The sequence below is a fragment of the Mesorhizobium sp. 113-3-9 genome (assembly GCF_016756515.1).
Taxonomy (GTDB): domain Bacteria; phylum Pseudomonadota; class Alphaproteobacteria; order Rhizobiales; family Rhizobiaceae; genus Mesorhizobium.
Window position 1 is genome coordinate 2,401,112 of record NZ_AP023246.1, and the last position, 20,736, is coordinate 2,421,847.

23 protein-coding genes and 1 tRNA gene are annotated in these 20,736 nt (G+C 62.8%); 12 read left to right on the plus strand and 12 right to left on the minus strand.

Going from position 1 to position 20,736, the window contains the following annotated elements; translation table 11 throughout:
• Positions 1 to 94: 94 nt before the first annotated feature.
• Genes MesoLj_RS11560 through MesoLj_RS11585 form a run of 6 tightly spaced genes read left to right on the plus strand, consistent with a single transcriptional unit; the run spans position 95 to position 6,190 of the window.
• Complete coding sequence (locus MesoLj_RS11560; RefSeq protein WP_202326061.1) at positions 95 to 820, plus strand: ABC transporter ATP-binding protein; 726 nt, start codon at positions 95 to 97, stop codon at positions 818 to 820.
• Positions 821 to 863: 43 nt separating this feature from the next.
• Positions 864 to 2,018 carry an ABC transporter substrate-binding protein gene (locus tag MesoLj_RS11565; RefSeq protein ID WP_202326062.1) on the plus strand — a complete coding sequence of 385 codons (1,155 nt, stop codon included), beginning with the start codon at positions 864 to 866 and terminating at the stop codon, positions 2,016 to 2,018.
• A 45-nt stretch (positions 2,019 to 2,063) separates the two neighbouring features.
• Complete coding sequence (locus MesoLj_RS11570; protein WP_056578155.1) at positions 2,064 to 2,768, plus strand: ABC transporter ATP-binding protein; 705 nt, start codon at positions 2,064 to 2,066, stop codon at positions 2,766 to 2,768.
• A gap of 8 nt (positions 2,769 to 2,776) precedes the next feature.
• Positions 2,777 to 3,676: a branched-chain amino acid ABC transporter permease gene (locus MesoLj_RS11575; RefSeq protein WP_202326063.1), complete on the plus strand. Its 900-nt coding sequence runs from the start codon at positions 2,777 to 2,779 to the stop codon at positions 3,674 to 3,676.
• Between the two features lies 1 nt (position 3,677).
• On the plus strand, positions 3,678 to 4,763 hold the full coding sequence (locus tag MesoLj_RS11580; protein WP_202326064.1) for a branched-chain amino acid ABC transporter permease: 1,086 nt from the start codon (positions 3,678 to 3,680) through the stop codon (positions 4,761 to 4,763).
• A gap of 32 nt (positions 4,764 to 4,795) precedes the next feature.
• Positions 4,796 to 6,190: a glutamine synthetase family protein gene (locus MesoLj_RS11585; protein WP_202326065.1), complete on the plus strand. Its 1,395-nt coding sequence runs from the start codon at positions 4,796 to 4,798 to the stop codon at positions 6,188 to 6,190.
• A gap of 18 nt (positions 6,191 to 6,208) precedes the next feature.
• On the opposite strand, the gene MesoLj_RS11590 is transcribed toward MesoLj_RS11585, so the two are convergent.
• From MesoLj_RS11590 to MesoLj_RS11605, 4 genes are all read right to left on the minus strand, one after another.
• Positions 6,209 to 6,532: a hypothetical protein gene (locus tag MesoLj_RS11590; RefSeq protein WP_140771629.1), complete on the minus strand. Its 324-nt coding sequence runs from the start codon at positions 6,530 to 6,532 to the stop codon at positions 6,209 to 6,211.
• A 74-nt stretch (positions 6,533 to 6,606) separates the two neighbouring features.
• The gene (locus tag MesoLj_RS11595; protein WP_140771627.1) at positions 6,607 to 7,458 is read right to left on the minus strand and encodes an endonuclease/exonuclease/phosphatase family protein; all 852 of its coding nucleotides are present in this window, start codon (positions 7,456 to 7,458) and stop codon (positions 6,607 to 6,609) included.
• Positions 7,459 to 7,577: 119 nt separating this feature from the next.
• Positions 7,578 to 9,041, minus strand: coding sequence for a phospholipase D-like domain-containing protein (locus MesoLj_RS11600; RefSeq protein ID WP_202326066.1), 1,464 nt, complete (start codon positions 9,039 to 9,041; stop codon positions 7,578 to 7,580).
• A gap of 515 nt (positions 9,042 to 9,556) precedes the next feature.
• Positions 9,557 to 9,633: transfer RNA gene (locus tag MesoLj_RS11605), tRNA-Met, on the minus strand.
• A gap of 241 nt (positions 9,634 to 9,874) precedes the next feature.
• On the opposite strand from MesoLj_RS11605, the gene MesoLj_RS11610 reads away from it, so the two are divergent.
• Positions 9,875 to 10,834 carry a Gfo/Idh/MocA family protein gene (locus MesoLj_RS11610; RefSeq protein ID WP_140771599.1) on the plus strand — a complete coding sequence of 320 codons (960 nt, stop codon included), beginning with the start codon at positions 9,875 to 9,877 and terminating at the stop codon, positions 10,832 to 10,834.
• Between the two features lie 45 nt (positions 10,835 to 10,879).
• Here the strand turns inward: MesoLj_RS11610 and mnmA are convergent, their stop codons facing one another.
• The gene (mnmA, locus tag MesoLj_RS11615) at positions 10,880 to 12,070 is read right to left on the minus strand and encodes a tRNA 2-thiouridine(34) synthase MnmA (protein ID WP_202326067.1); all 1,191 of its coding nucleotides are present in this window, start codon (positions 12,068 to 12,070) and stop codon (positions 10,880 to 10,882) included.
• Between the two features lie 287 nt (positions 12,071 to 12,357).
• Here mnmA and sciP point away from each other — a divergent pair, with 287 nt between their 5' ends.
• Entirely contained in the window at positions 12,358 to 12,633 is a 276-nt protein-coding gene (gene sciP, locus MesoLj_RS11620) for a CtrA inhibitor SciP (protein WP_006203587.1), read from the plus strand.
• An 88-nt stretch (positions 12,634 to 12,721) separates the two neighbouring features.
• Here the strand turns inward: sciP and MesoLj_RS11625 are convergent, their stop codons facing one another.
• Positions 12,722 to 13,648, minus strand: coding sequence for an NADP-dependent oxidoreductase (locus MesoLj_RS11625; RefSeq protein ID WP_202326068.1), 927 nt, complete (start codon positions 13,646 to 13,648; stop codon positions 12,722 to 12,724).
• An 89-nt stretch (positions 13,649 to 13,737) separates the two neighbouring features.
• On the opposite strand from MesoLj_RS11625, the gene MesoLj_RS11630 reads away from it, so the two are divergent.
• A complete protein-coding gene (locus tag MesoLj_RS11630) occupies positions 13,738 to 14,136 on the plus strand; it encodes a winged helix-turn-helix transcriptional regulator (RefSeq protein WP_202326069.1) in 399 nt (132 codons plus the stop codon).
• Positions 14,137 to 14,266: 130 nt separating this feature from the next.
• Here MesoLj_RS11630 and MesoLj_RS11635 read toward each other — a convergent pair whose 3' ends face one another.
• Positions 14,267 to 14,644, minus strand: coding sequence for a hypothetical protein (locus tag MesoLj_RS11635; RefSeq protein ID WP_056578132.1), 378 nt, complete (start codon positions 14,642 to 14,644; stop codon positions 14,267 to 14,269).
• A gap of 451 nt (positions 14,645 to 15,095) precedes the next feature.
• On the opposite strand from MesoLj_RS11635, the gene ctrA reads away from it, so the two are divergent.
• Positions 15,096 to 15,791 (plus strand): response regulator transcription factor CtrA, encoded by a 696-nt coding sequence (gene ctrA / locus MesoLj_RS11640; RefSeq protein ID WP_006203583.1) that lies wholly within the window; start codon positions 15,096 to 15,098, stop codon positions 15,789 to 15,791.
• Between the two features lie 181 nt (positions 15,792 to 15,972).
• Here ctrA and MesoLj_RS11645 read toward each other — a convergent pair whose 3' ends face one another.
• From MesoLj_RS11645 to MesoLj_RS11655, 3 genes are all read right to left on the minus strand, one after another.
• Positions 15,973 to 16,341, minus strand: a complete 369-nt coding sequence (locus tag MesoLj_RS11645) for a response regulator (protein ID WP_056578130.1) — start codon at positions 16,339 to 16,341, stop codon at positions 15,973 to 15,975.
• Positions 16,342 to 16,564: 223 nt separating this feature from the next.
• A complete protein-coding gene (gene chpT / locus MesoLj_RS11650) occupies positions 16,565 to 17,194 on the minus strand; it encodes a histidine phosphotransferase ChpT (RefSeq protein ID WP_019860754.1) in 630 nt (209 codons plus the stop codon).
• A complete protein-coding gene (locus MesoLj_RS11655; RefSeq protein ID WP_140771591.1) occupies positions 17,163 to 17,462 on the minus strand; it encodes a hypothetical protein in 300 nt (99 codons plus the stop codon). The genes chpT and MesoLj_RS11655 overlap by 32 nt, the downstream gene beginning before the upstream one ends.
• A gap of 119 nt (positions 17,463 to 17,581) precedes the next feature.
• Between MesoLj_RS11655 and MesoLj_RS11660 the strand changes: the two genes are divergently transcribed.
• Both MesoLj_RS11660 and MesoLj_RS11665 read left to right on the plus strand, forming a co-directional pair.
• Positions 17,582 to 18,118 carry a DUF1134 domain-containing protein gene (locus MesoLj_RS11660; RefSeq protein ID WP_224518884.1) on the plus strand — a complete coding sequence of 179 codons (537 nt, stop codon included), beginning with the start codon at positions 17,582 to 17,584 and terminating at the stop codon, positions 18,116 to 18,118.
• 158 nt (positions 18,119 to 18,276) lie between these two features.
• Positions 18,277 to 19,428, plus strand: a complete 1,152-nt coding sequence (locus MesoLj_RS11665) for a hypothetical protein (protein ID WP_202326070.1) — start codon at positions 18,277 to 18,279, stop codon at positions 19,426 to 19,428.
• Between the two features lie 30 nt (positions 19,429 to 19,458).
• On the opposite strand, the gene MesoLj_RS11670 is transcribed toward MesoLj_RS11665, so the two are convergent.
• Both MesoLj_RS11670 and MesoLj_RS11675 read right to left on the minus strand, forming a co-directional pair.
• Entirely contained in the window at positions 19,459 to 20,256 is a 798-nt protein-coding gene (locus MesoLj_RS11670; protein WP_202326071.1) for a TrmH family RNA methyltransferase, read from the minus strand.
• A gap of 103 nt (positions 20,257 to 20,359) precedes the next feature.
• Positions 20,360 to 20,704, minus strand: coding sequence for an ArsR/SmtB family transcription factor (locus MesoLj_RS11675; protein ID WP_056578376.1), 345 nt, complete (start codon positions 20,702 to 20,704; stop codon positions 20,360 to 20,362).
• Positions 20,705 to 20,736: the final 32 nt, after the last annotated feature.

The following is a 20,736-nucleotide window of genomic DNA, read 5'->3' on the forward strand; positions in this document are numbered from 1 at the left end:
AAAAAATGCTTGTTATGGAAAAGTCGGAGGTCTAGCATCCATTTGACCGGCCGACAGGAGAAATAGCCATCGACCGGGATGGGAGATGTGACCGATGCTGTCGGTTGAGGCAGTCAGCAAGACCTTTGGCGGCGTACAGGCATTGCGCAATGCGTCGCTGTCCTGTGAGGCCGGCGAAATCCTCGGCCTGATCGGCCCCAATGGCGCGGGGAAATCCACGCTGGTCAATGCCATCTCCGGCGTGCTCAAGCCCGATACCGGGAGTGTCCGGCTGGGAGGCCAGGACATCACCGGCCATGGTCCCGAGCATTGCGCTCGGGCGGGGGTCGCGCGCACCTTCCAGACCATCCGCCTGTTCAAGGATCTGACCGTCCGGCAGAATGTTGAGGTCGCCCATATCACCTGCCAGGCGGTTCGCCCGGATGCGGCGGCGCGCATCGGCATCGACCAGCTGCTCGCCCAGTATCAGCTCGATGGTTTTGCCGACGTCCCGGCCGGCACGCTGTCCTACGGCAGCCAGCGCCGGCTCGAAATCGCCAGAGCGCTGGCGCTGGGCCCATCGCTGCTTTTGCTCGACGAGCCGGCCGCGGGCCTCAACGAAGGCGAGTCCGAGACGCTGGCCGTGGCGATCGAAGGCATTCGCAGCGATGTCGGCTGCGCCACCATCGTCATCGACCACGATCTGCGCTTCATCAACCGGCTCTGCGACCGGCTCTGCGTCATGGACCAGGGCCAGGTGATCGCCTCCGGACAGACCGAAGAGGTGTGGCGCGATCCGCGCGTCATCGAGGTTTATGTCGGGCAGTCCGCCACATCGTGACGGCGCCCGGGCCAGCAACAACAAGGGAGAAGGAGGGGTTCAAATGGAGAAGATGATCTTGGGAGCCGCGGTCGTCGCGGCGGGGCTTTTGCAGGTGGCGCATGCTGAGGCCGCCGACCTGAAGATCGGGCTCGCCGTGGCGATGACCGGCACCTATGCACCTTACAGCGAAGCCGAGGGCGCGCGCTGCATGGCCGACAAGCTGAACAAGGCGGCCGCGGCAGGCGATCCCAAGGTCGAGCTGATGATCGAGGACAACCGCTCCGACCCGCAGCTCTCGGTGTCGCTCGGCCAGAAGTTCCTCGATGCGGGCGCGCAGATCATCACCGGCGTGCCGTTTCCCGACGCGCTGATCCCGACCGCGCAGATCGCGGCGCCTTACGGCGCCACCGTGTTTTCGGCGCCGAACACGCAGCTTGAAATGCAGCAGGCAGGGCTCGACAATTTCATCGCCGGCGCGGTGCCCGATCCGATCAACGCGGCGGCCACCGCCAACGCGCTTTACGGCAAGGGCGCGCGCAGCGTGGCATTGATGGTCTCGCCCGATGCCGGCTCCTATTCGGAAAAGTTGCCGGAATGGTTCGGCGAGGTGTTCGAGCATCTCGGCGGCAAGGTCGTTGGCAAGTTCAACTATTCCTGGGGCACCACCGACTGGTCGCCGCAGATCGCCAGCATCAAGGCGCTGCCGCAGAAGCCGGACGCCATCCATATTTGCGGCGTGCTGCCCGACGTCGGCATCTTCATCCGCCAGCTGCGCGCCAATGGTTATGACGGCTGGGTCGCCGGCTGCGATGCCTTCGACGACAAGTCCCTGGAAGGCACCGTCGGTGATCCGGCGTCGCTGGAGAAGGTGATGTTCGCCACCCATGGCGCGACCGGCATCGACAGCCCGATCGACAAGTTCCTCGCCCAGTGCAAGGCCGATGGCTACAAGATCAACGGCATCTTCGACGCGCTCGGCGCCGACATGGTGCAGATCAGCTACGAGGCGGCCAAGAAATCCGGCACCGTCGAACCCGCTGCCTTGCGTGAGGCGATCCGCGCACCGGGCGGCTATCCCGGCACCACCGCGCCCACCATCTCCTTCGCCGAGAAGAAGGGTTATCCGGTGAAAGCCGTGCCGGTGATGGGCTTCTCCCACGGCAAGCGGGTGCTGATCACCGACACGCCGCCGACCTTCGTGCCGGCGCTGAACTGACGGGCAGCAGGCGATGATGATGATGAGAGCCTGGCAGGCCCAGTCGTGCTGAGCGTCGACAATCTGGTCGTCCGCTACGGCGCGGTGAGCGCGGTGCGCGACCTCAGCCTGAAGGTCGGGCGGGGCGAACTTGTCGCCTTGCTCGGTCCCAACGGCGCCGGCAAGAGTTCGACCATCAACGCGCTGACCGGCCTGGTCACGCCGGCCTCCGGTCGCATCGTGCTTGACGGCCAGGACATCTCGCGTGTCCGCACCGAGGATCGTATCCGCGCCGGCCTGACTTCGACGCCGGAGGGCCGGCACATCTTCGCCAATCTGACCGTGGGCGAAAACCTGCGGCTGGGTGCAGCTACACGACGCGATCCCAAGGGCGTGCGCGGCGATATCGAGCGCTTCCTGGCGCTGTTTCCAGTGCTGTCCGAGCGCTACGGCCAAGCGGCCGGTACGCTTTCGGGCGGCGAGCAGCAGATGCTCGCCATCGCCCGCTCTCTGATGTCGCGGCCGAAGCTCTTGCTGCTCGACGAGCCGTCGCTCGGGCTGGCGCCGAAGATCGTCGTGCAGATCTTCGATTTCATCGGCGAACTCAAGCGGGAAGGGCTGACGCTGCTGGTGGTCGAGCAGAACGCCAAGCAGGCGCTGCGCTTCGCCGACCGCGTCTATGTCGTCAGCGCCGGGACGCTTCGCTACGACGGGCCGCCGGCCGAGCTTGCCGACGAACATGGCCTCTTCAACCTCTATATTGGCGGGTAGGCGGCGACATGGACTATGCCCTGCAGCAGCTTCTCAACGCGCTGGCCTTCGGCGCGGAATATTCACTGGTCGCGCTCGGCCTGGCGGTGGTGTTCTCCATCATGGGCCTGGTCAATTTCGCGCATGGCGAAATCATCGGCGTCTCTGCCTACAGCGTGTTCCTGGCGGCCGCCCTTGGCCTGACCTCGCCATTCGTGGCCGTGCTGCTTGCCGTCGCCGCCGCCGCCCTTGCGGCGGTCGCCTTCGAACGCGTCGCGTTCCGGCCGGTGCGCTACGCGCCGACGACGACAGGACTGCTCACCGCCTTCGGCGTCTCGATCGTCGTGCAGAACCTGTTCATGCTGCTGATCTCGCCCAAGCCGCAGTCGGTCTCGATCCTCAACGGGCTGAACCAGATGTGGTTCTTCGGCCCGTTCGCGGTGTCGTCGCTGCAGGTGATGGAACTCATCGTTTCCGGCCTGACCATTCTGGCGCTGGTGCTCTTCCTCAACCGCTCGACGCTTGGCCTGGCGATCCGCGCGGCATCGCGCGATTTCGCCACGGTGCGGCTGATGGGCATCAAGGCCAACCGGGTGATCGCCACCGCCTTCGCCATTTCGGGCGCACTGGCCGGCATCGCGGCCGTGTTCATCATCGCGCGGCGCGGCAGCGTCTCGCCCGATCTTGGTTTCGGCCTGGTGTTGAAGGCCTTCGTCGCCTGCGTCATCGGCGGCTTCGGCTCGCTGGCGGGGGCGGCGGCCGGCGGCATGCTGCTCGGCTTCATCGAAGTCGGGCTGCTGGTTGCCTTGCCGCAGGAATATGGGGGCTTCAAGGATGCGCTCACCTACGTGATCATCGTCGCGCTGCTGGTCTACCGGCCGGAAGGCCTGCTCGGCCAGCGGGTCGAACTTGGCGACAAGGAGATCTAGGATGTCGCAGACTATCGAAACCACTGCGCATCCGGTTGCGGCTGTCACACGGCCCAACAGCGCCCTGAAGCGCTCGCTTATGGGCGGGTTGGTGACGTCGCTGCCGGTGCTGGTGATCGGGCTCGCGATCCTCAATTTCGCGCCGACCTACTACACCTATCTGGCGCTCGGCGCCTTCGTGAACCTGATCGTCGTCGTCGGCCTGCAAGGGTTCATGGGCAACTCCAACATCGCCAATCTCGGCCACAGCGCCTTTGTCGGCCTTGGCGCCTATGGCGTCGCCATTCTCTCGACGCCGCTGGCGATGAAGAAGCTGTCGATCCCCAACGCGCCGTTCGGTTTCGCGACGCTGCAGCTCGACCCGGTGTCCTCTGCGTTGATCGCTCTCGTTGTGGTCGGCATCGTCGCCGCTATCAGCGGCAAGGTCATCAGCCGCTTGTCGGGCGTCGCCGCGACCATCGTCAGCCTGGCGCTGCTGATCATCGTGCATTCGGTGTTTCTCAACTGGACCGATCTGTTCAAGGGCAACCAGGCCTTCTTCGGCATCCCAAAGGTGGTTGGCCTGCCCTGGATGCTGGTGTTTTCGGTCGTAGTGATCGTGCTGGCGCGGCTGTTCAAGGATAGCCGCTGGGGCCTGCAGCTGCGGGCCAGCGCCCAGAGTCCGCAAGCCGCCGCTGCACTCGGCATCGACGCGAAAAAGCTGCGGCTGATGTCGTGGGTGCTGTCGGCGCTGATCTGCGGCCTTGCCGGTGTGCTCTATGCCTATTTCGCCGGCACGATCAGCCCAAAGCTCTTCTACTTCCAGATGATCTTCAACACGCTGGCGATGCTGATCCTGGGCGGCATGGCCACGGTGACGGGCGCGGTGACCGGCGTGATCGTGCTTTCGGTCGGGCTCGAATTCATCCGCAGCATCGAATCCGGCGTGACGATCGGCAGCGTCCAGCTGCCGCAATTGCTCGGCCTGTCCGGCGTGGCGCTCGGCGTCGTCATCGTGCTGTGCATGGCGTTCCGGCCGAGCGGCATAAGCGGCCGCTACGAGCTCGACGAATTGTTGTCGCGATTTTTGAGGCGCAACGCGAAATAGCGGCGCCCGGCATTCTTGGTGGAGGACTGAAAGTGGAATTTGAGGACAAGGCCGCGGCTTACGCGCCCCAGCTCGAGGCGTTGCAGAAGAAACTCGCGGCCGACGGGGTCGAGTTCATCGAGGTGCATACGGTCGACACGTCGGGCGCGTTCCGCTCCAAGATCGCACCGCTGAAGCTGTCGACGCATGGCGAATCCATCAACGCCATCCTCTATTGCGTCACCCATGGCGACGGCCAGCCGATGGGCGATGTCGCCTTCGCATCGCCCAGCGCCAATGAGGAGAACGGCTTTCCCAACATCAAGGGGATCATCGATCCCGCGACCGTGGTGCGGCATGGCTGGAAGCCGAAATTCGCCTCGGCCATCACCCGCTCCTACATGCTCGACGGCGCGGTCTGTCCGTTCGATCCGCGCGGCGTGCTGGCTCGTGTCGAGGAGCGCGCCAAGGCGCTCGGCTACGAGCCGATGTTCGCGCTGGAATACGAGTTCGGTATCTTCCATGCCGACCACGATCTGATGCGCGCCGGGCGCTATCGTGAGCTCAAGCCATGGGGCCATTCGCTGATCAACTATGATCTGGTGCGCAGCGGCGAGTATCAGGATTTCGCCGCCGAGTTCATCACCCGGATGAAGAGCATCGGCATCGGCGTTGCCTCGCTGGTCACCGAATATGGTTACGGCATGTATGAATATGCGCTGACGCCGAAGACCCCGCTGCAGGCGGCCGATGACGCCATGCGCGCCAAGCTGCATCTGCGCGAACTCTGCGCCGAGCGGGGCCTGGTCGCCACCTTCATGACCCGCTTCCAGCCGCCGGGCAAGGAAAGCGCCTGTGGCGCGCATCACCATGTCAGCCTGTGGCGCGACGGCAAGCCGGCCTTCGCCGCTGGCCCGAACAGGCTGACGCCGGTCGCCGAGAAATTCCTCGCCGGCGTGCTCAGCCGGATGCAGGAAACGCATCTCCTGTTCCGGCCGACGGTCAATTCCTACCGCCGCTTCGACCGTGGCGCCTGGTCGCCGGAAGACGTCGCCTGGGGGTTCGAGAACCGTACCGCGCCAATCCGCGCCATCACCACGCCCAATGACGGCGCCTGCCGGCTGGAGCATCGTGCGCCGGGCGCCGACATCAATCCCTATCTGTCGATCGCGGCGATCCTCGCGGCGGGCTGTGAGGGCATTGAAAAGGACCTGCCACTGGAAGCGCCGGTGACGTCGAACCTCGCCACTCTCGACAAGCCGAAACTGCCGCGCACGCTCAATGCCTCGATCGAAGCCTTCGCGGCATCCGATTTCTGCGCCGAGGCGTTTGGCGAGGCGTTCCGCGACAATTACGCCGAGAGCCGGCGGGCGGAGCAGGCGGCGTTCGACGCCTGGCAGGCGTCGCACATCACCGACTTCGAATGGCAGCGCTATTTTGTGAGCTGACGAGGCAGGCCTGTCACATTAGCCGCAGACGCGAACGTCCTCGATCACCCTGTGATGATGGCGCCAATGCACGACCGTTTCGGTGTGGCAGCGGTGATGCCGGTGATGGCGCCGGTATTCGCCGTCATTGTCATACTGGACGTTCTGGTCGCCATCATACTGATTGTCATAACGGCGGTCATGGTGCCGGCGAACAATAATTCCGCCATTATCGGACTCGTCATCCGGTGAATATCGGTTGCCGTCGTCGGACTGGATAATCACGCTAGCGGCTTGCGTTGGCGCAATGACTGCCGCTGTCGCCGTCAATGCCAAAAGGGAAGCTAAAATCAATTTTTTCATTTCGTCCTCCTGCGAGTTCAGGACTTAAACTCGACCTATCAACTCGCGGAAGAACCGAGCGTTCCACTGTAAATCTACACGCTTTGCGACGCAGGAGACATTGCGTTATCGGCCGAAACCATATGATCCAGGCGCACGAAGGCTGTGAGCGGCAGATGATCGGAGGCAACGCGTGATAGCGGCGTATCGTGCGCTTCGACCGCCGCGATCATTCCGTGCCGATTGGTCATGATCCGGTCGAGCGCCAAGAGCGGCAGGTTGGAGGGGAAGGTCGGGACCGCCGGCGGTTGCGGCCCGAAAGTCGCATGCAGCGTGTTGAGGGCGGAGCGGTTTCCAAGCCGCCACTCGTTAAGGTCGCCAAGCAGCAGGGTCGGCTTCTCATCGGCGCTGCTCATGATGTCCAGCACGACGCGAGCCTGCTGGGAGCGCGAATGGCGCAGCAAGCCGAGATGGGCGGCGATGACACGCAATGTCCGGTTTCCATCGAGGTCGATCTCCGCCACCACCGCGCCGCGCGGTTCCAGGCCCGGAAGCCTGATCTGATGCACATCACGGACGACACCCCTCTTGAACAGCAGGACATTGCCATGCCAGCCGTGACCCTTGCCGGTGGCCGAAATCGGCACCGGCACGAGGCCGGTTTCGCGCTCGAGGCGGGGCAGGTCCAGGAGGCCGTCACGGTCGCCGAAACGGTTGTCGGCCTCCTGCAGGGCAATGACATCGGGATCGATTTCGCGGATAACGCGGCTGGTCCGCTCAGGGTCGAACTTCCGGTCGACACCGATACATTTATGGACATTGTAGGAAGCGACCAGCGTGCCGGTGGCGGCGGTCGCCTTGTGCGCAGCCGCGTTTGCTTTCCGCATCCGCCGGTCGCGGATGGTCAAAAGCATGCTTGCCGGAAGGCTGCGTCCGTTCATTCGCATCGTGTGCTTGCCATTCCTGCTGCCTTCACCATGCACTTCAAATAGAGTCTTTGCGCCTATGTTCCATGATCGACTTCAAACTATCCGGCAAACACGTCGTTTTGTTAAAGTCAGGCCTTCTAGAGATAGGGTGATCCCAGCCACAGGATACGGTCGAACAGCCGGATGATGAAGGGCCGGGCCCGCAAGGAGTCCAGGGTGACAGGGATGGCCGTTTCGATTGCCGATCCAATCCGGGTTTCGATCTCGTGGGCAAAGCCCGCGTCGAGGACCTCCAGATCGATCTCGAAGTTGAGCCGCAACGACCGGGCGTCGAGATTGGACGAGCCGACATAGGCCCACACGCCGTCGATCGAAAGCAGCTTGGAATGGTCGAATGGGCCTTCCGTGCGCCATATGCGGCAATAGTTCTTCAGGATCTGGTCGAATTGCGCGGTCATGGCGCGGTCGACGAGGAAGAGATTGTTCACCGCGGGCACCACGACATCGATCTCGACGCCGCGTCGGGCGGCGGTGATCAACGCGCTGATCAGCTCCCGGTCCGGCAGGAAATAGGGCGACATCAGGCGGATCGACTTGCGCGCGACCGAGAACGCACCGATCAGCAGTTTGTGGTTGGTCTCATTGCTGGCATCAGGCCCGGATGCAACCGCCCGCACCAGCATCGGCTGGCCAGGTGGCGGCGACAGCGGGGCAATTCGCCAGACATCGCCCTTCAGGGCCTCGTTGGTGGCGAAGCGCCAGTCTTCGGCGGCAACCGAGAACAGGTCGGCGACGACAGGCCCGGTGACCTTGAAATGCGTGTCCCTTGCGCTGTTTGAGCCTGCGAACTCGGCGGAAAAACCCTTGCGGATGTTCATGCCGCCAGTAAAGGCAACCGTGCCGTCGACCACAAGGATCTTCCGGTGGGTCCTGAGATTGGCGTAAGGCAGGCGCAGGCCCATGACGATGTTGCCGTTGAAGACGTCGGCGGGAATGTCGGCCTCGCGCAGATGACCCAGGATGCTGGGGACCGAATAGCGGGCACCGACGGCGTCGATCAGCACACGAACGGTGACGCCGCGCCGGACGGCACCGGCCAGCGATTCGACGAAAAGCAGGCCGACGGCGTCATTGTCGAAAATGTAAGTCTCGAGCAGGAGGCTGCGTTCGGCGCCATCGATGGCCGCGCACATGGCGGCATAGGCCTCGTCGCCGGTCTCCAGTACGTCGATGGCATTGCCTGGGTTGAGCGCGCGCCGCGCCACCCTGTCGCCCAGCGTCCGTAGACCGGTGAAGCGCTGCCCGTACCGTTCGACAATGAGTGCCTCCTCGGCAGCGACGTCACCCTCGTGCTTGGCGGCCACCGCATCGCCGGCAAGCGGGCGCTGCGCGGTGATCGTGGCGCGGCGAATGCGGTTGATGCCGGCCACGGCATAGATCAGCACGCCGAGGATCGGTGACAGCACCATTACGCCCACCCAGCCGGTGGCGGCGCGGACATCTTCCTTGGTCATGACGGCGTGGGCGATACCGACGGTCGCCATCACCACCGAGATGATTGCCAGGATTTGGGTCCAGTGAGTCGCAATGGTGTCGAACATTGCGGGGACTATCCAGCGAGCGATTGCAGAAGGCAATGCGGCCGATCATGCTTCGCATTCGCAGGTAGCGCCCATAGGTCGGTCAGCACTTTGGATAGGCATCAGCGCTGCGGGATTGGCCTGGGCAAAACATCGGTTCTGCGTGCTCCAGCGTCACCTTGCCGGGCCCCATGGAACGTTGCCGCGCCGCGGTCGTTTAGTCCCGGTGCCACTGCCATCGGAGCGTCACCATGAAGAAAACCTACGTCAAACCCACGCTTGTGAAACGCGAAAAACTGACCGAGCGCACGGCGCAAATCGTGGCATCCGGGATCATACTGAGCGAGTAACCGCACCTTCGCGAGCCGGAGTTCCCGCTCCTGCGAACAGCTGCACAGTGTCGATTGGCATTGAGTTGTTGACGGCCGCTTCTGTGTTTCGAGATCATCGAGGATCGGTGAAGTTGAAGTCGCGGAGCGTCTCACCGCACCCTTGGGCGAGAGTACCCCGACGGCGTCAAAACAGTGTGGAGAAAGTGGTAGCGGGAGAGGGACTTGAACCCCCGACCCCAGGATTATGATTCCCGTGCTCTAACCAACTGAGCTACCCCGCCAGGGCGGCGAAAGGCCCGAAATCCACCTTAAATCGAAAGGCATTTCGAGGCGTTCGCCAAGGTCGCGCGGATATAAGGTTGGGAGGGCGAGCCTGTCAAGCTTCGAAGCATTCCATATCGCCGCATATTCTCATTGCCGAAAAAAGCTTTGCCGCGTGGACATTTGGTTGCAACCGCCGGGGTTGAGTTCGAAGGGGCACGTCGCTATGTCTCGGCCACGAGTTTTTAGAGTTTGAAACAGATGAAGCCGCGCATTGCAGTCCTCGGTTGCGGATACTGGGGCTCAAACCATATCCGCACCCTCAAGGCGCTTGGCGCGCTGTACGCGGTTTCCGACGCCAACCGGGCGCGAGCCGAAGGCTTTGCCAGCGAACAGGATTGCCTGGCGATCGAGCCTGACCAGCTGTTCGGCCGCGACGACATCGACGCCATCGTCATGGCCTTGCCGCCGCAGTTCCATGCCGACCTTTCCGTGCGCGCCGCCGAAAGCGGCAAGGACCTGCTGGTGGAAAAGCCAATCGCGCTGACGGTGCCGGATGCCGAGCGTGCGGTGCAGGCGGCTAAGGACAATGGCCGCGTCTTCATGGTCGGCCATGTCCTGCGTTTCCATCCCGCCTTCGAGACGCTGAAGGGGCTGATCGACAATGGCGAGCTCGGCGAGGTCCGCTACATACATTCGCACCGGCTCGGCCTTGGCAAGTTCCACACCGAGAACGATGCGCTGTGGGATCTGGCGCCGCATGATTTGTCGATGATCCTGGCCATCACCGGCACCGAGCCGATCGAGGTGCGCGGCGAGGGCGCCGCACTCCTCGACAATCTCAGCGACTTCGCGCATCTGCACATGCGCTTTCCCAACGGCCTGCGCAGCCATCTTTTCACCTCGCGGCTCAATCCCTACCGCGAGCGGCGGCTGACAGTGGTCGGCACCAAGGCAATGGCGGTGTTCGACGATGTCGAGCCGTGGGAGCGCAAGCTTGCCGTCTACCGCCACGCGGTCTGGCAGGACAGCGGCCAATGGGCGTTCACCACCAACGAGCCATCCTATGTCGCGGTCGCGCAAGGCATGCCGTTGACGCGCGAGCTGGAGCATTTCATCCACTGCATCGAGACGCGCGCCGAACCGCGCACCAGCGGCGAGGAAGCGATCAGGGTGCTGCGCATCCTGACGGCGGGCACGGTCACCCACACCAAATCTTGAAGGAAGGCCGCGCCGTACTCTTGGCGCGACAGGGCAGGTGGTCGCCTATTCGGCGGGAATTTGCGCCGGCCTTGCCGCCAGCTTCGTCAGCATGGCCTCGGCCTCGGCGCCACGCTCGGAGCGCTCGATGAAACCGCCGCCGAAGATGCGGGCTTCGTTGCCGTCATCGGAATAGAGCACGCACGCCTGTCCGGGCGCGATGCCGGATTCGCCGTCCGCCAACTCGACTGATGTCACGCCTGCCGCATGGCGCAGCACCGCTGGACGCGGCGGCCTGGTGGAGCGCACCTTGGCGAACAGTTCGATGCCACCTGTGGGCACGTTGGCGAGCGGGCCGTCGCCAAGCCAGTTCATGTTGCGCAGATAGATCTTGTGCGTCTCCAGCGCCTCGCGCGGGCCGACCACGACGCGGGCCCGTTCGGCGTCGAGATGGACGACATAGAGCGGCTCGCCGGAGGCGATGCCGATGCCGCGGCGCTGGCCGATCGTGTAGCGCAGGATGCCTTCATGGCGGCCGAGTACGCGGCCATCGATGTGGACGATGTCGCCCGGATTGGCGGCGGACGGCTTCAGCTTGGCGATGATGTCGGAATATTTGCCCTGCGGCACGAAGCAGATGTCCTGGCTGTCCTGCTTGGCGGCCACCGTCAGCCCCATCTCTTCGGCAATCGCGCGAACCTGCGGCTTCGACAGGCCGCCCAGGGGAAAGCGCAGATAGTCGATCTGCGCCTGCGTGGTGGCAAACAGGAAATAGCTCTGGTCGCGGTCGGCATCGACCGGCCGGTAGAGCGCGCGGTGGGCGCCATTGGCGCCGGAGCGGATGTAGTGGCCGGTGGCGAGCGCGTCGGCGCCAAGCTCCTTGGCGGTGGCTAGGAGATCGGCGAACTTCACCGTCTGGTTGCAGGAGACGCAAGGAATGGGGGTCTCGCCGGCAACATAGCTCTCGGCGAAGGGGTCGATGACCGCCTTGCGGAAACGCTCCTCATAGTCGAGCACATAGTGGGGAATACCCAGCGTCTCGGAGACGCGGCGGGCGTCGTCGATGTCCTGTCCGGCGCAGCATGAGCCGGCCCGGTGCGTCGCCGCGCCATGGTCGTAAAGCTGTAAGGTGACGCCGACGACATCATAACCCTCGCGCTTCAACAGGCCGGCGACCACGGACGAATCCACGCCGCCCGACATGGCGACGACGATGCGGGTGTTTTCGGGACGTCCGGGAAGGTCGAGACTGTTCATGATGCTTTCATTCTGCGCGGCGTCTGAATGCCAATGTCGAGAATATAGGTCAAGCTTTCCCACGACGCCAGCTTGCAGGCCGATTCACCGATTGCGGACGATCGGCCATCCGTCGGATTTTTCCCAACCAATTCAAGGCTTCGAGCCCGATGTTTCAAATGCCTGCGAAAAGACTAACGCGCCGTTCACGATCCTTACCTAGTCATTAGGGTCTGCTTAGGCAATTTTTAAAGCTGTGGCGGTAACGTGGCGGGGATTGGGTCTTTGAGTTTTTTGTAGAGAGTACGATGACCGATCTGGTTAGACCTAGAGTCAAGTATGTTATTGGGCCTGACGGCAGCCCTCTTACGATTGCCGATCTGCCGCCGACGAACACGCGTCGCTGGGTTATCCGGCGCAAGGCGGAAGTGGTCGCGGCGGTGCGCGGCGGGCTTTTGAGCCTCGAAGAGGCATGCCAGCGCTACAAGCTGACCACCGAGGAATTCCTGTCCTGGCAGGCGTCGATCGACGAATATGGCCTTGCCGGGCTGCGCACCACGCGCATCCAGCAATACCGGCACTAGAGCCGGCCTGGTACAGTCAAAGGGCGCGGCACTCCGCGCCCTTTTGCTTTTCCAGGCAGGTTCCTGGTCCTGAGGCAATTTCCCGCGGTCAGACCGTCAGCGCCACCTTGCCGATCGGCCTGGTGGCGAGAAAGGCGTGGGCGGCCCCCGCCTCTTCGAGCGGAAAGCTCCTTGCCACATGAACGGCAAGCTTGTTCGCGTCGATCAACCGACCAAGCTCCACAAGGCCTTCGCGGTCAGGCACGACAGACATGCGCTCGACCCGGATGTCGCGCGCGCTTGCCAGTGCCCTGGTGGTGTCGTTCAGGTTCAGCAAGGACACCAGCACACCGCCATTCCTGATGACCTTCAAAGAGTGTTCGGCGTGCTCGCCGCCCATCGGGTCCAGCACCAGATCGATGTCGCTGGTCCGGCTGGTAAAATCGCCCTGGGTGTAGTCGATGACCTCGTCGGCGCCGAGCTTGCGGACGAAATCGAGCTTGTTCGGGCTGGCGGTGGCGATGACATAAGCACCGCGCGCCTTGGCGATCTGCACCGCCAGATGGCCGACGCCGCCGGCGCCCGCATGCACCAGCACACGCTGGCCCGGCTTCAATGCGCCATGGCGGACAAGGCCCTGCCAGGCGGTCAGGCCGGCCAGCGGCAATGCGCCTGCCTGGATGTGGTCCGCCGCCTTCGGCTTCAACGCGATTTCGTCGGCTGGCACGGCGGCCAGTTCGGCGTAGGCCGCCGCCTGCTTGGGGAACCGCGGCATGCCGAACACCTCGTCGCCGATCTTGAGATCCGTGACGCCGGCGCCCAGCGCCTCGACGGTTCCCGAAATATCCCAGCCGAGGATGAAGGGAGGTTCGCCAAGCAGCGGATAGTAGCCGGCGCGTACGGCGCCATCGACCGGATTGATGCCGGCGGCCTTGACGCGGACCAGCGCTTCACCGGGCTTTGCCGTCGGGTCGGGCTGATCGGCAATGACAAGGACGTCGGGTCCGCCGACGGAATTCTGGATAACGGCACGCATGGGATGTCTCCTGCTTGGTTGCTGCCACTATCATTTGGATAGTAATATTCCCTTGTCCAGTATGTACCTTCTTGATATATAGGTACCCCATGGATAGTGAAGATGGCTCCCCCTTCGGCTATGACGCGTTCCGGCGGACATGTCCGTCGCATACCGTGCTGGAGATGCTGGCCAGCAAATGGGTCTACCTGGTGGTCTGCGCGTTGCGCAAAGGCCGTCTGCGCAATGGCGAGCTTGCCCGCAAGCTCGAAGGCATCACGCCCAAGATGCTGACGCAGACGCTGCGCGTGCTGGAGCGTGACGGCCTGGTGCGGCGTGAGATCTTCCCGGTCATTCCGCCGCGCGTCGAATATGAATTGACCGAACTCGGCCAGAACCTGGCGGGACTGCTGACCCAGATCAGGGCCTGGGCGGAACAGCACGCCCCAGACATCAAGGATGCGCGAGCCAGGGCGATTGCGGCGAATGAAGGGGAATGGGCCGCCTAGGGCAGCTCGCCGTTTCCCGGAAACCGCATTCTTTCTTGTTTTTACGCAAGTCCGTACCGAAAACCGCCAGGCACTTTCCTGGAATTGCTCCAGTTACGCGCCCGCGGACATGCCGACGATCTCGGCCTGTTCAACCGATCATGGCGCTGCGGCCGCCGGTCTCGGCTTCGCGAATCTTGGTGTCACGCGATTCCAGCATTTCGGCCTTGGAAAGCTCCGCTTCAGCTTCGCCGAGTAGTGATTCGGCAGCGCTTCGCTGTTGTGCGAGGTCGCTTTGCGAATTTCTGAGGTTGTCGCGGCGCAAGCGTGCCGCCTTGGCGAAGGTCGGATAGGCGAAATGATTGATGTCGGTGATGCCGGCCTTCTTTTCCTCGGCGGTGATTTGAAGCTCCAGTTCGACGGCCATGCGTTCGAACTCGGCGATCATCATGTCGAGTTGCAGCAGCTGCCGCCGCTTCTCATTCACCTGAAACTGTTTCAGCCGAACGAGGTTTTCACGTGACTTCATGATTCGGTACTCCCGGAAACGCACACCCGCACATATCGTCCAAACCACCTGGAAACGCCCAGGCGTTGCCCGTGTCCACCGGCTTTCCCCGAACTATGGGAAACAAAACCCTAAAGTTTTTTGCCGGCGGTAACCATTCGTTTACGGGCATTGTTAATCATACGGGTCAGGGCTTAAGGCCGGGTAAAAATTCCGGTCGCCGAAGCGAAGGCGCGTCGATGAGTCCCTGGAGTCGCTTAGTCCAGGTTATTAATGTGTTGCATTAGGAATTTGGGTCTAGGATTCGTTATTAGATTCAAGAGGGTGTAGAAAGGGGTTAAAAAATCTGATACCGTCATGGACGGGAAATTAGGTTTTGTTAACCATTCGATGGCAGCCTCTGCACAAGGCAACCACTGCTCCGGGGCAGGACGGGTCGTGAAATGGTCCGGCAGCAGAAAAGGGGAATGAAATGCGTGTTCTGCTGATAGAAGATGACAGTGCAACCGCACAAAGCATCGAACTGATGCTGAAATCGGAAAGTTTCAATGTCTATACGACGGACCTCGGCGAAGAGGGTGTCGATCTGGGCAAACTCTACGACTACGACATCATCCTTCTCGATCTCAACCTGCCCGATATGTCCGGCTACGAGGTCTTGAGAACGCTTCGTCTCTCCAAGGTGAAGACGCCTATCCTCATCCTCTCCGGCATGGCCGGCATCGAGGACAAGGTCCGCGGCCTGGGCTTCGGTGCCGACGACTACATGACCAAGCCGTTCCACAAGGACGAGCTGGTGGCGCGCATCCACGCCATCGTGCGGCGCTCCAAGGGCCACGCCCAGTCGGTCATCACCACTGGTGACCTGGTGGTCAACCTCGACGCCAAGACCGTTGAGGTCGGCGGCCAGCGCGTGCACCTGACCGGCAAGGAATACCAGATGCTGGAGCTGCTCTCGCTGCGCAAGGGCACCACGCTCACCAAGGAAATGTTCCTCAACCATCTCTATGGCGGCATGGACGAGCCGGAGCTGAAGATCATCGACGTCTTCATCTGCAAGCTGCGAAAGAAGCTCGACGCTGCGTCCGGTGGCCAGAACTACATCGAGACGGTCTGGGGCCGCGGCTATGTGCTGCGCGAACCCGAGGACATCCGCGTCAGCGCCTGAGCCGACCGACTATTGCCATCTCCGACAAAAAACCCGGCTTCGGCCGGGTTTTTGCGTCAGCGATGGCAATGACGGTGGCTGCCAGAGCAATTCCAGGAAAAGCCTGACACGGTTTCCGTCCGTGCAAAACAATGAGATAGGCGGTTCGGGGTTTCCGTGAACGGTGAACCGTTCCGGCGTCTCAGGCTGCGATCTTCAGCGTGCGAAAGCGCTCGAGCAACTGCGGGCGGTTGAACGGCTTCAGGAGATAGCCCTGGGCGCCTGCGCGCTTGGCCCGCATGATCGACGCGATATCGAGTTCGACCAGCGAGATCAGGATCTGCGGCTTTATCGGGCTCTCCATGGCGCGTACGCGGCGGATGAGGTCGACCGCCTGGACGTCCGGCAGGGCACCGTCGACGACGATGATGTCGGGCATGTCGGCGGCGCACATCTCCAGTGCATCAAGCCCGCTGGCCGCTTCGATGACCATCATGTCGGAACCGCCCAGGATGCGTTTTGCAACCTTCCTGATGACGCTTGAATCGTCGACGAACATGCAGCGTTTCATTCCGGGTCCTCTTTGCCCTTGGGCAATCCGGTCGTGCGGGGCATCTGCTGCGCACCCTAGACCAATCTGGTAAAGAACCCGGAAAGCCATTGGGTAAAATTTTTGCAAAGATGCGTTTGAGAGGCTTTTCCTTGCGGATGCTTCGATGGTGCTCCCAGTCGAGCCATCACGACAATATTACGCTGCTGAAATACTTTGCCCTACGAGCAAGCCGGCAGGCCGCTCAGGCTGCCGAAAGTACGATTTCTTCCGCCGTCGCGTGGATCGATATCGTCATGCCGGCCTCGCGGGCCAGAAGCAGCGTGTAGTAGGGCTGCACCGAATGCGCATCGATCGGCTCTTCCGGCTTGTGGCCGGAATGCAGTTCGAGGAATTTCGGCGGCACGCGCAGCATCGGGCCGCTTGCCGACAGGGAAATGCGCGGCTCGGTTTCGAGATTCTCGAGGGTGACGACCAGCTTGCCGCCACGCGGAATGGCGGCATTGGCGACCAGGATCAGGTTGAGCAGCAGCTTGACCTTGTTCTTGGGCAGCAGCGCACGGGCCCCGTTCCAGGTCAGTTCCGGCTTTTCATTCTTGAGGAAGGCGATCGCCACCGCTTCGGCGTCGCCGGTGTCGATCAGCATGCCGGCCGAACCGGCCGCGCCGAAGGCGATGCGGGCGAACTGCAGCCGGGCCGAGGCGTTCTTGGCGCTCTGGCGGATGAGCCGCATGGCGTCTTCGTCGGCGCCGCCCTCGTCAAGCAGTTCAAGCCCGTTGTTGATCGCGCCGACCGGCGAGATGATGTCGTGGCAGACGCGGCTGCACAGAAGCGCCGCCAGGTCAGGCGCGGAAAGGGTGAACAGATCGGCCATCGGTGAAAATCCCTGCAAAATTCCACAATTCGCGGCCGAGCGATTGATTATCGCGCCTGCGCACACGAATCATGCTCCAACCCGAGGCTTTCTGAATACACAGCACTCGTAGGTACAGCAACAAACCCAAAATTGTCGTCTGGCAAATGGCGTGTTCGCGCAGGCCGCCGGCGCCGCGCGACCCCAAAGCCAGCCTTCGAACCGCCATCTTCCTGTGGGAGTTAATGGTTGAAAAAGAATTACGGCATAGTTTGCCCTTAACTGTCATCCTTAACGGCCGCCTAAAGAGCCGGACCGGATGCGAGGCGTCGGCGAAAGTGCTCCATGACGGAGATTGGAAGCATGTTTTCCCGAATCTATGACCGGAGTGTCCTCCGTGTCCTCTCAATGGCGATCACGCTCATGGGCGTACTCGTCTTCTCGACTTCAGCCCTGCGGGCTCAGGAATATACCGCTCAGGAGATTGTCGATTCCGGTCACAAGTTCTTCGGCGCGACATCGGGTGGACTCGCCACGGTCGTGGAGAAGATCTTCGCCTCCTACGGCTTGCCCAATGGCTATCTCCTCGGTGAGGAGGGGTCGGGTGCGCTGATCGGCGGCCTGACCTACGGCGAAGGCACGCTCTACACCAAGAATGCCGGCGACCACAAAGTGTTCTGGCAAGGCCCGTCGCTGGGCTGGGATTTCGGCGGCGAGGGGTCCCGGGTGATGATGCTGGTCTACAATCTCGACGATGTCGGCAACCTCTACAACCGCTATGGCGGCGTGGCCGGTTCGGCCTATGTGGTGGCGGGTGTCGGCTTCAACGTGCTGAAGAACAACAATGTGCTTCTGGTGCCGATCCGCACCGGTGTCGGCGCCCGGCTCGGCGTCAATCTCGGCTACCTGAAGCTGACCGAGCGGGCGACCTGGAATCCGTTCTGATTCCAGTTCGCCGTGACCGCAATGCCGGCTTTCCGTGGGAATTGTAGGTCCGTGATGCTCCATGCGCCGCGGCAGGCTCTTGCCGCAGCGCCGGATTTCCGCCATGCCAATATGATGCGGTCCAGTCCAGGTGGTTGCCGCCGATAGCGGGTTGTCTTTTGGTTCAGTCGGTCCTGTTCTTTGCCCTCGGCTTTCTCTGCGCCGGCTTTCTGGCGCTGATCGTGGCCCCGGCCGTCTGGCGGCGTGCGGTCTCCCTGACCCGCAGGCGCATCGAGGCCTCTATTCCGCTGACGCAGGCCGAGATCCAGGCCGACAAGGACCGGATCCGGGCCGAGTACGCCATGTCGACACGCCGCCTCGAGATGAACGTCACGGCGTTGCGCGAGAAGGCGGCCGAACAACTCGTCGAGATCAGTCGCGGCCGCGAAGCGTTGAAGGGGCTGGCGGTCGAGCGCACGGACAAGAATCACGCGCTCGCGGAACTCGGCGCCAAAAGCGAAGCATTGCGGCAGCGCGAAGAGGAACTGCACCAGCTTTCGGAGCGGCTCAAGGAAACCGAGCGCAAGCTGGAGAGGCGGGCGCTCGAACTCGAAAAGCTGGAGCACATGTACGACGATGCCAGTTTTTCCTCCAGCAGCCGGCAAATCGAGCTCGTGGCGCGCGAGTCCGAATTGCAGAAGCTCGCCAGCGACATCTCGCTGCTGCGCGGCCAGCGCAAGGAAGCGGATCGGCGTCATCAGGAAATCGCGGCCGAAAGCAAGGCCGCGCGCGATGCCCTGAAGGCGGAGAAGAAAAGGGCGGCCGAACTCGACAAGAAGGTCGAACGGCTGCTGGCGACGCTCGCCGACCGCGAGGACAAGCTTGACCGCCGCGAGAAGGAACTGGTGCGGCTGCGCGAAAAGGCGAAGGCCGAGGACGGCGCACCGGCCTTGCGGCTTGTCGGCAGGCCGGATGATGCGGCAAGGGATGACGAAGCCAAGAGGCGCGACGACCTGGACCAGGCGATCGCCAAGCTCGACAGCGATCGCGAACGGCTGGAGGCCAGGCTGACGGCGCTGGCGCGCGAGAACAAGCGGCTCAAGGCGGATCTCGGCGCCGTGGCATCGTCTGGTTCGGTGAATGGCAGTGCCGCGCTACGCGAGCAGATGAACGAGTTGGCGGCTGAAGTCGTCCACCTGACGGCCAAGCTCGAGGGACCCGATTCGCCGATCGCGAAAGCGCTGGCGGGCCCGCAGGACAGCCCATCCGACGGCGGCGACCTCAGTCTCGCCGACCGCGTGCGGGCCTTGCAGAAAGCGGCCACGAACTAAGGTGGCGGCCACAGTCGTGCTCGTGCTGCTCTAACGGTGTGAGAAATGATGCAGGGCGATGGCCGAGGCGGCGGCGACGTTCAGGCTGTCGAAGCCTTTCGACATTGTGATCCGCACGGTCTGCAGGCTGGCTAGCAGGTTTTCGGGCAGGCCTTCGCCCTCGGTGCCGAGATAAAGCGCCAGGCGTTCGGCCGGCCTTGCATCGCGCATGTCGGTTCGTCCGCGCGGCGACAGGGCGAATTGTTCAAAGCCCCGTTCGGCGAGCGTTGCGACAAAGCCAGGGGCGTCGCTGAAGGATGCGAACGGGATCTTGAGCGCGGCGCCGACAGAAACGCGAATCGCCTTGCGGTACAGCGGATCGCAGCATGTCGCGTCCATGAGCACCGCATCGGCGCCGAAGGCGGCGGCATTGCGAAAGATCGAACCCATATTGTCGTGGTTGGCGATGCCGACAAGCACCACCACCAGGGCTCGGCCGGGCAAGGCATCCAGCAATGCCCCCGCCGCTTGCGGCGTCTGCTTGCGGCCGATGGCCAGGATGCCGCGATGCATGTGGAAGCCGGCGATCGCGTCCATCACCGCACCGGTGACGACGTAAACCGGCAGGTCCACCGGCGCCTTGTACAGGATGTCGCTGAGGCCGCCGAGCCGGTTTTCCAGGACCAGAACGGATTCGGCGCCGAAGCGGCCGGACGACAGAAGCAGGTCGAGCACCACCTTGCCTTCGGCGACGAAACGCCCTTGCCGGCCGGCGAGATCGCGTTCGCGGATATCAAGATAGGCGGCGACCCTGGGATCGCCCGGGTCTTCGATGCGAATTGGGTCCATATCCTCCGCTCAAACATCAAGAGCGTGGTTTGTGCGTCGAGGAAGACGCGCAAGCCATGTTCTGGAAATCGTCAGCGAGGTAGACGGCCGCAGCCGCGTCCGGTCAAGTGCCGGCGCGGCGCAATCTCTGTGCCATCTGGGACAGATCCTCCTTGCCGCCGCCGAAAATACCATCCAGCACGACAAGCAACTCCCGCACCGCATCGGAGTTGCAGGAGTAGTAGATCATCTGGCGGTCGCGGCGGGTTTCCACAAGGTCGAGCGCCCGCAACTTGGCCAGATGCTGCGAGAGGGCGGATTGGCTGAGCATCACCTTTTCGGCGATAGCGCCGACCGACATTTCACCGTCGATCAGATGGCTCATGATCAACAACCGTTTTTCGTTGCCCATCAGCATCAGAAATTCGGCAGCCGATTCGGCGTTGGCGATTAGCTTTGTCGAGACCATGAATGCCCCATGCTGTTTGCTCATCGAGGCGC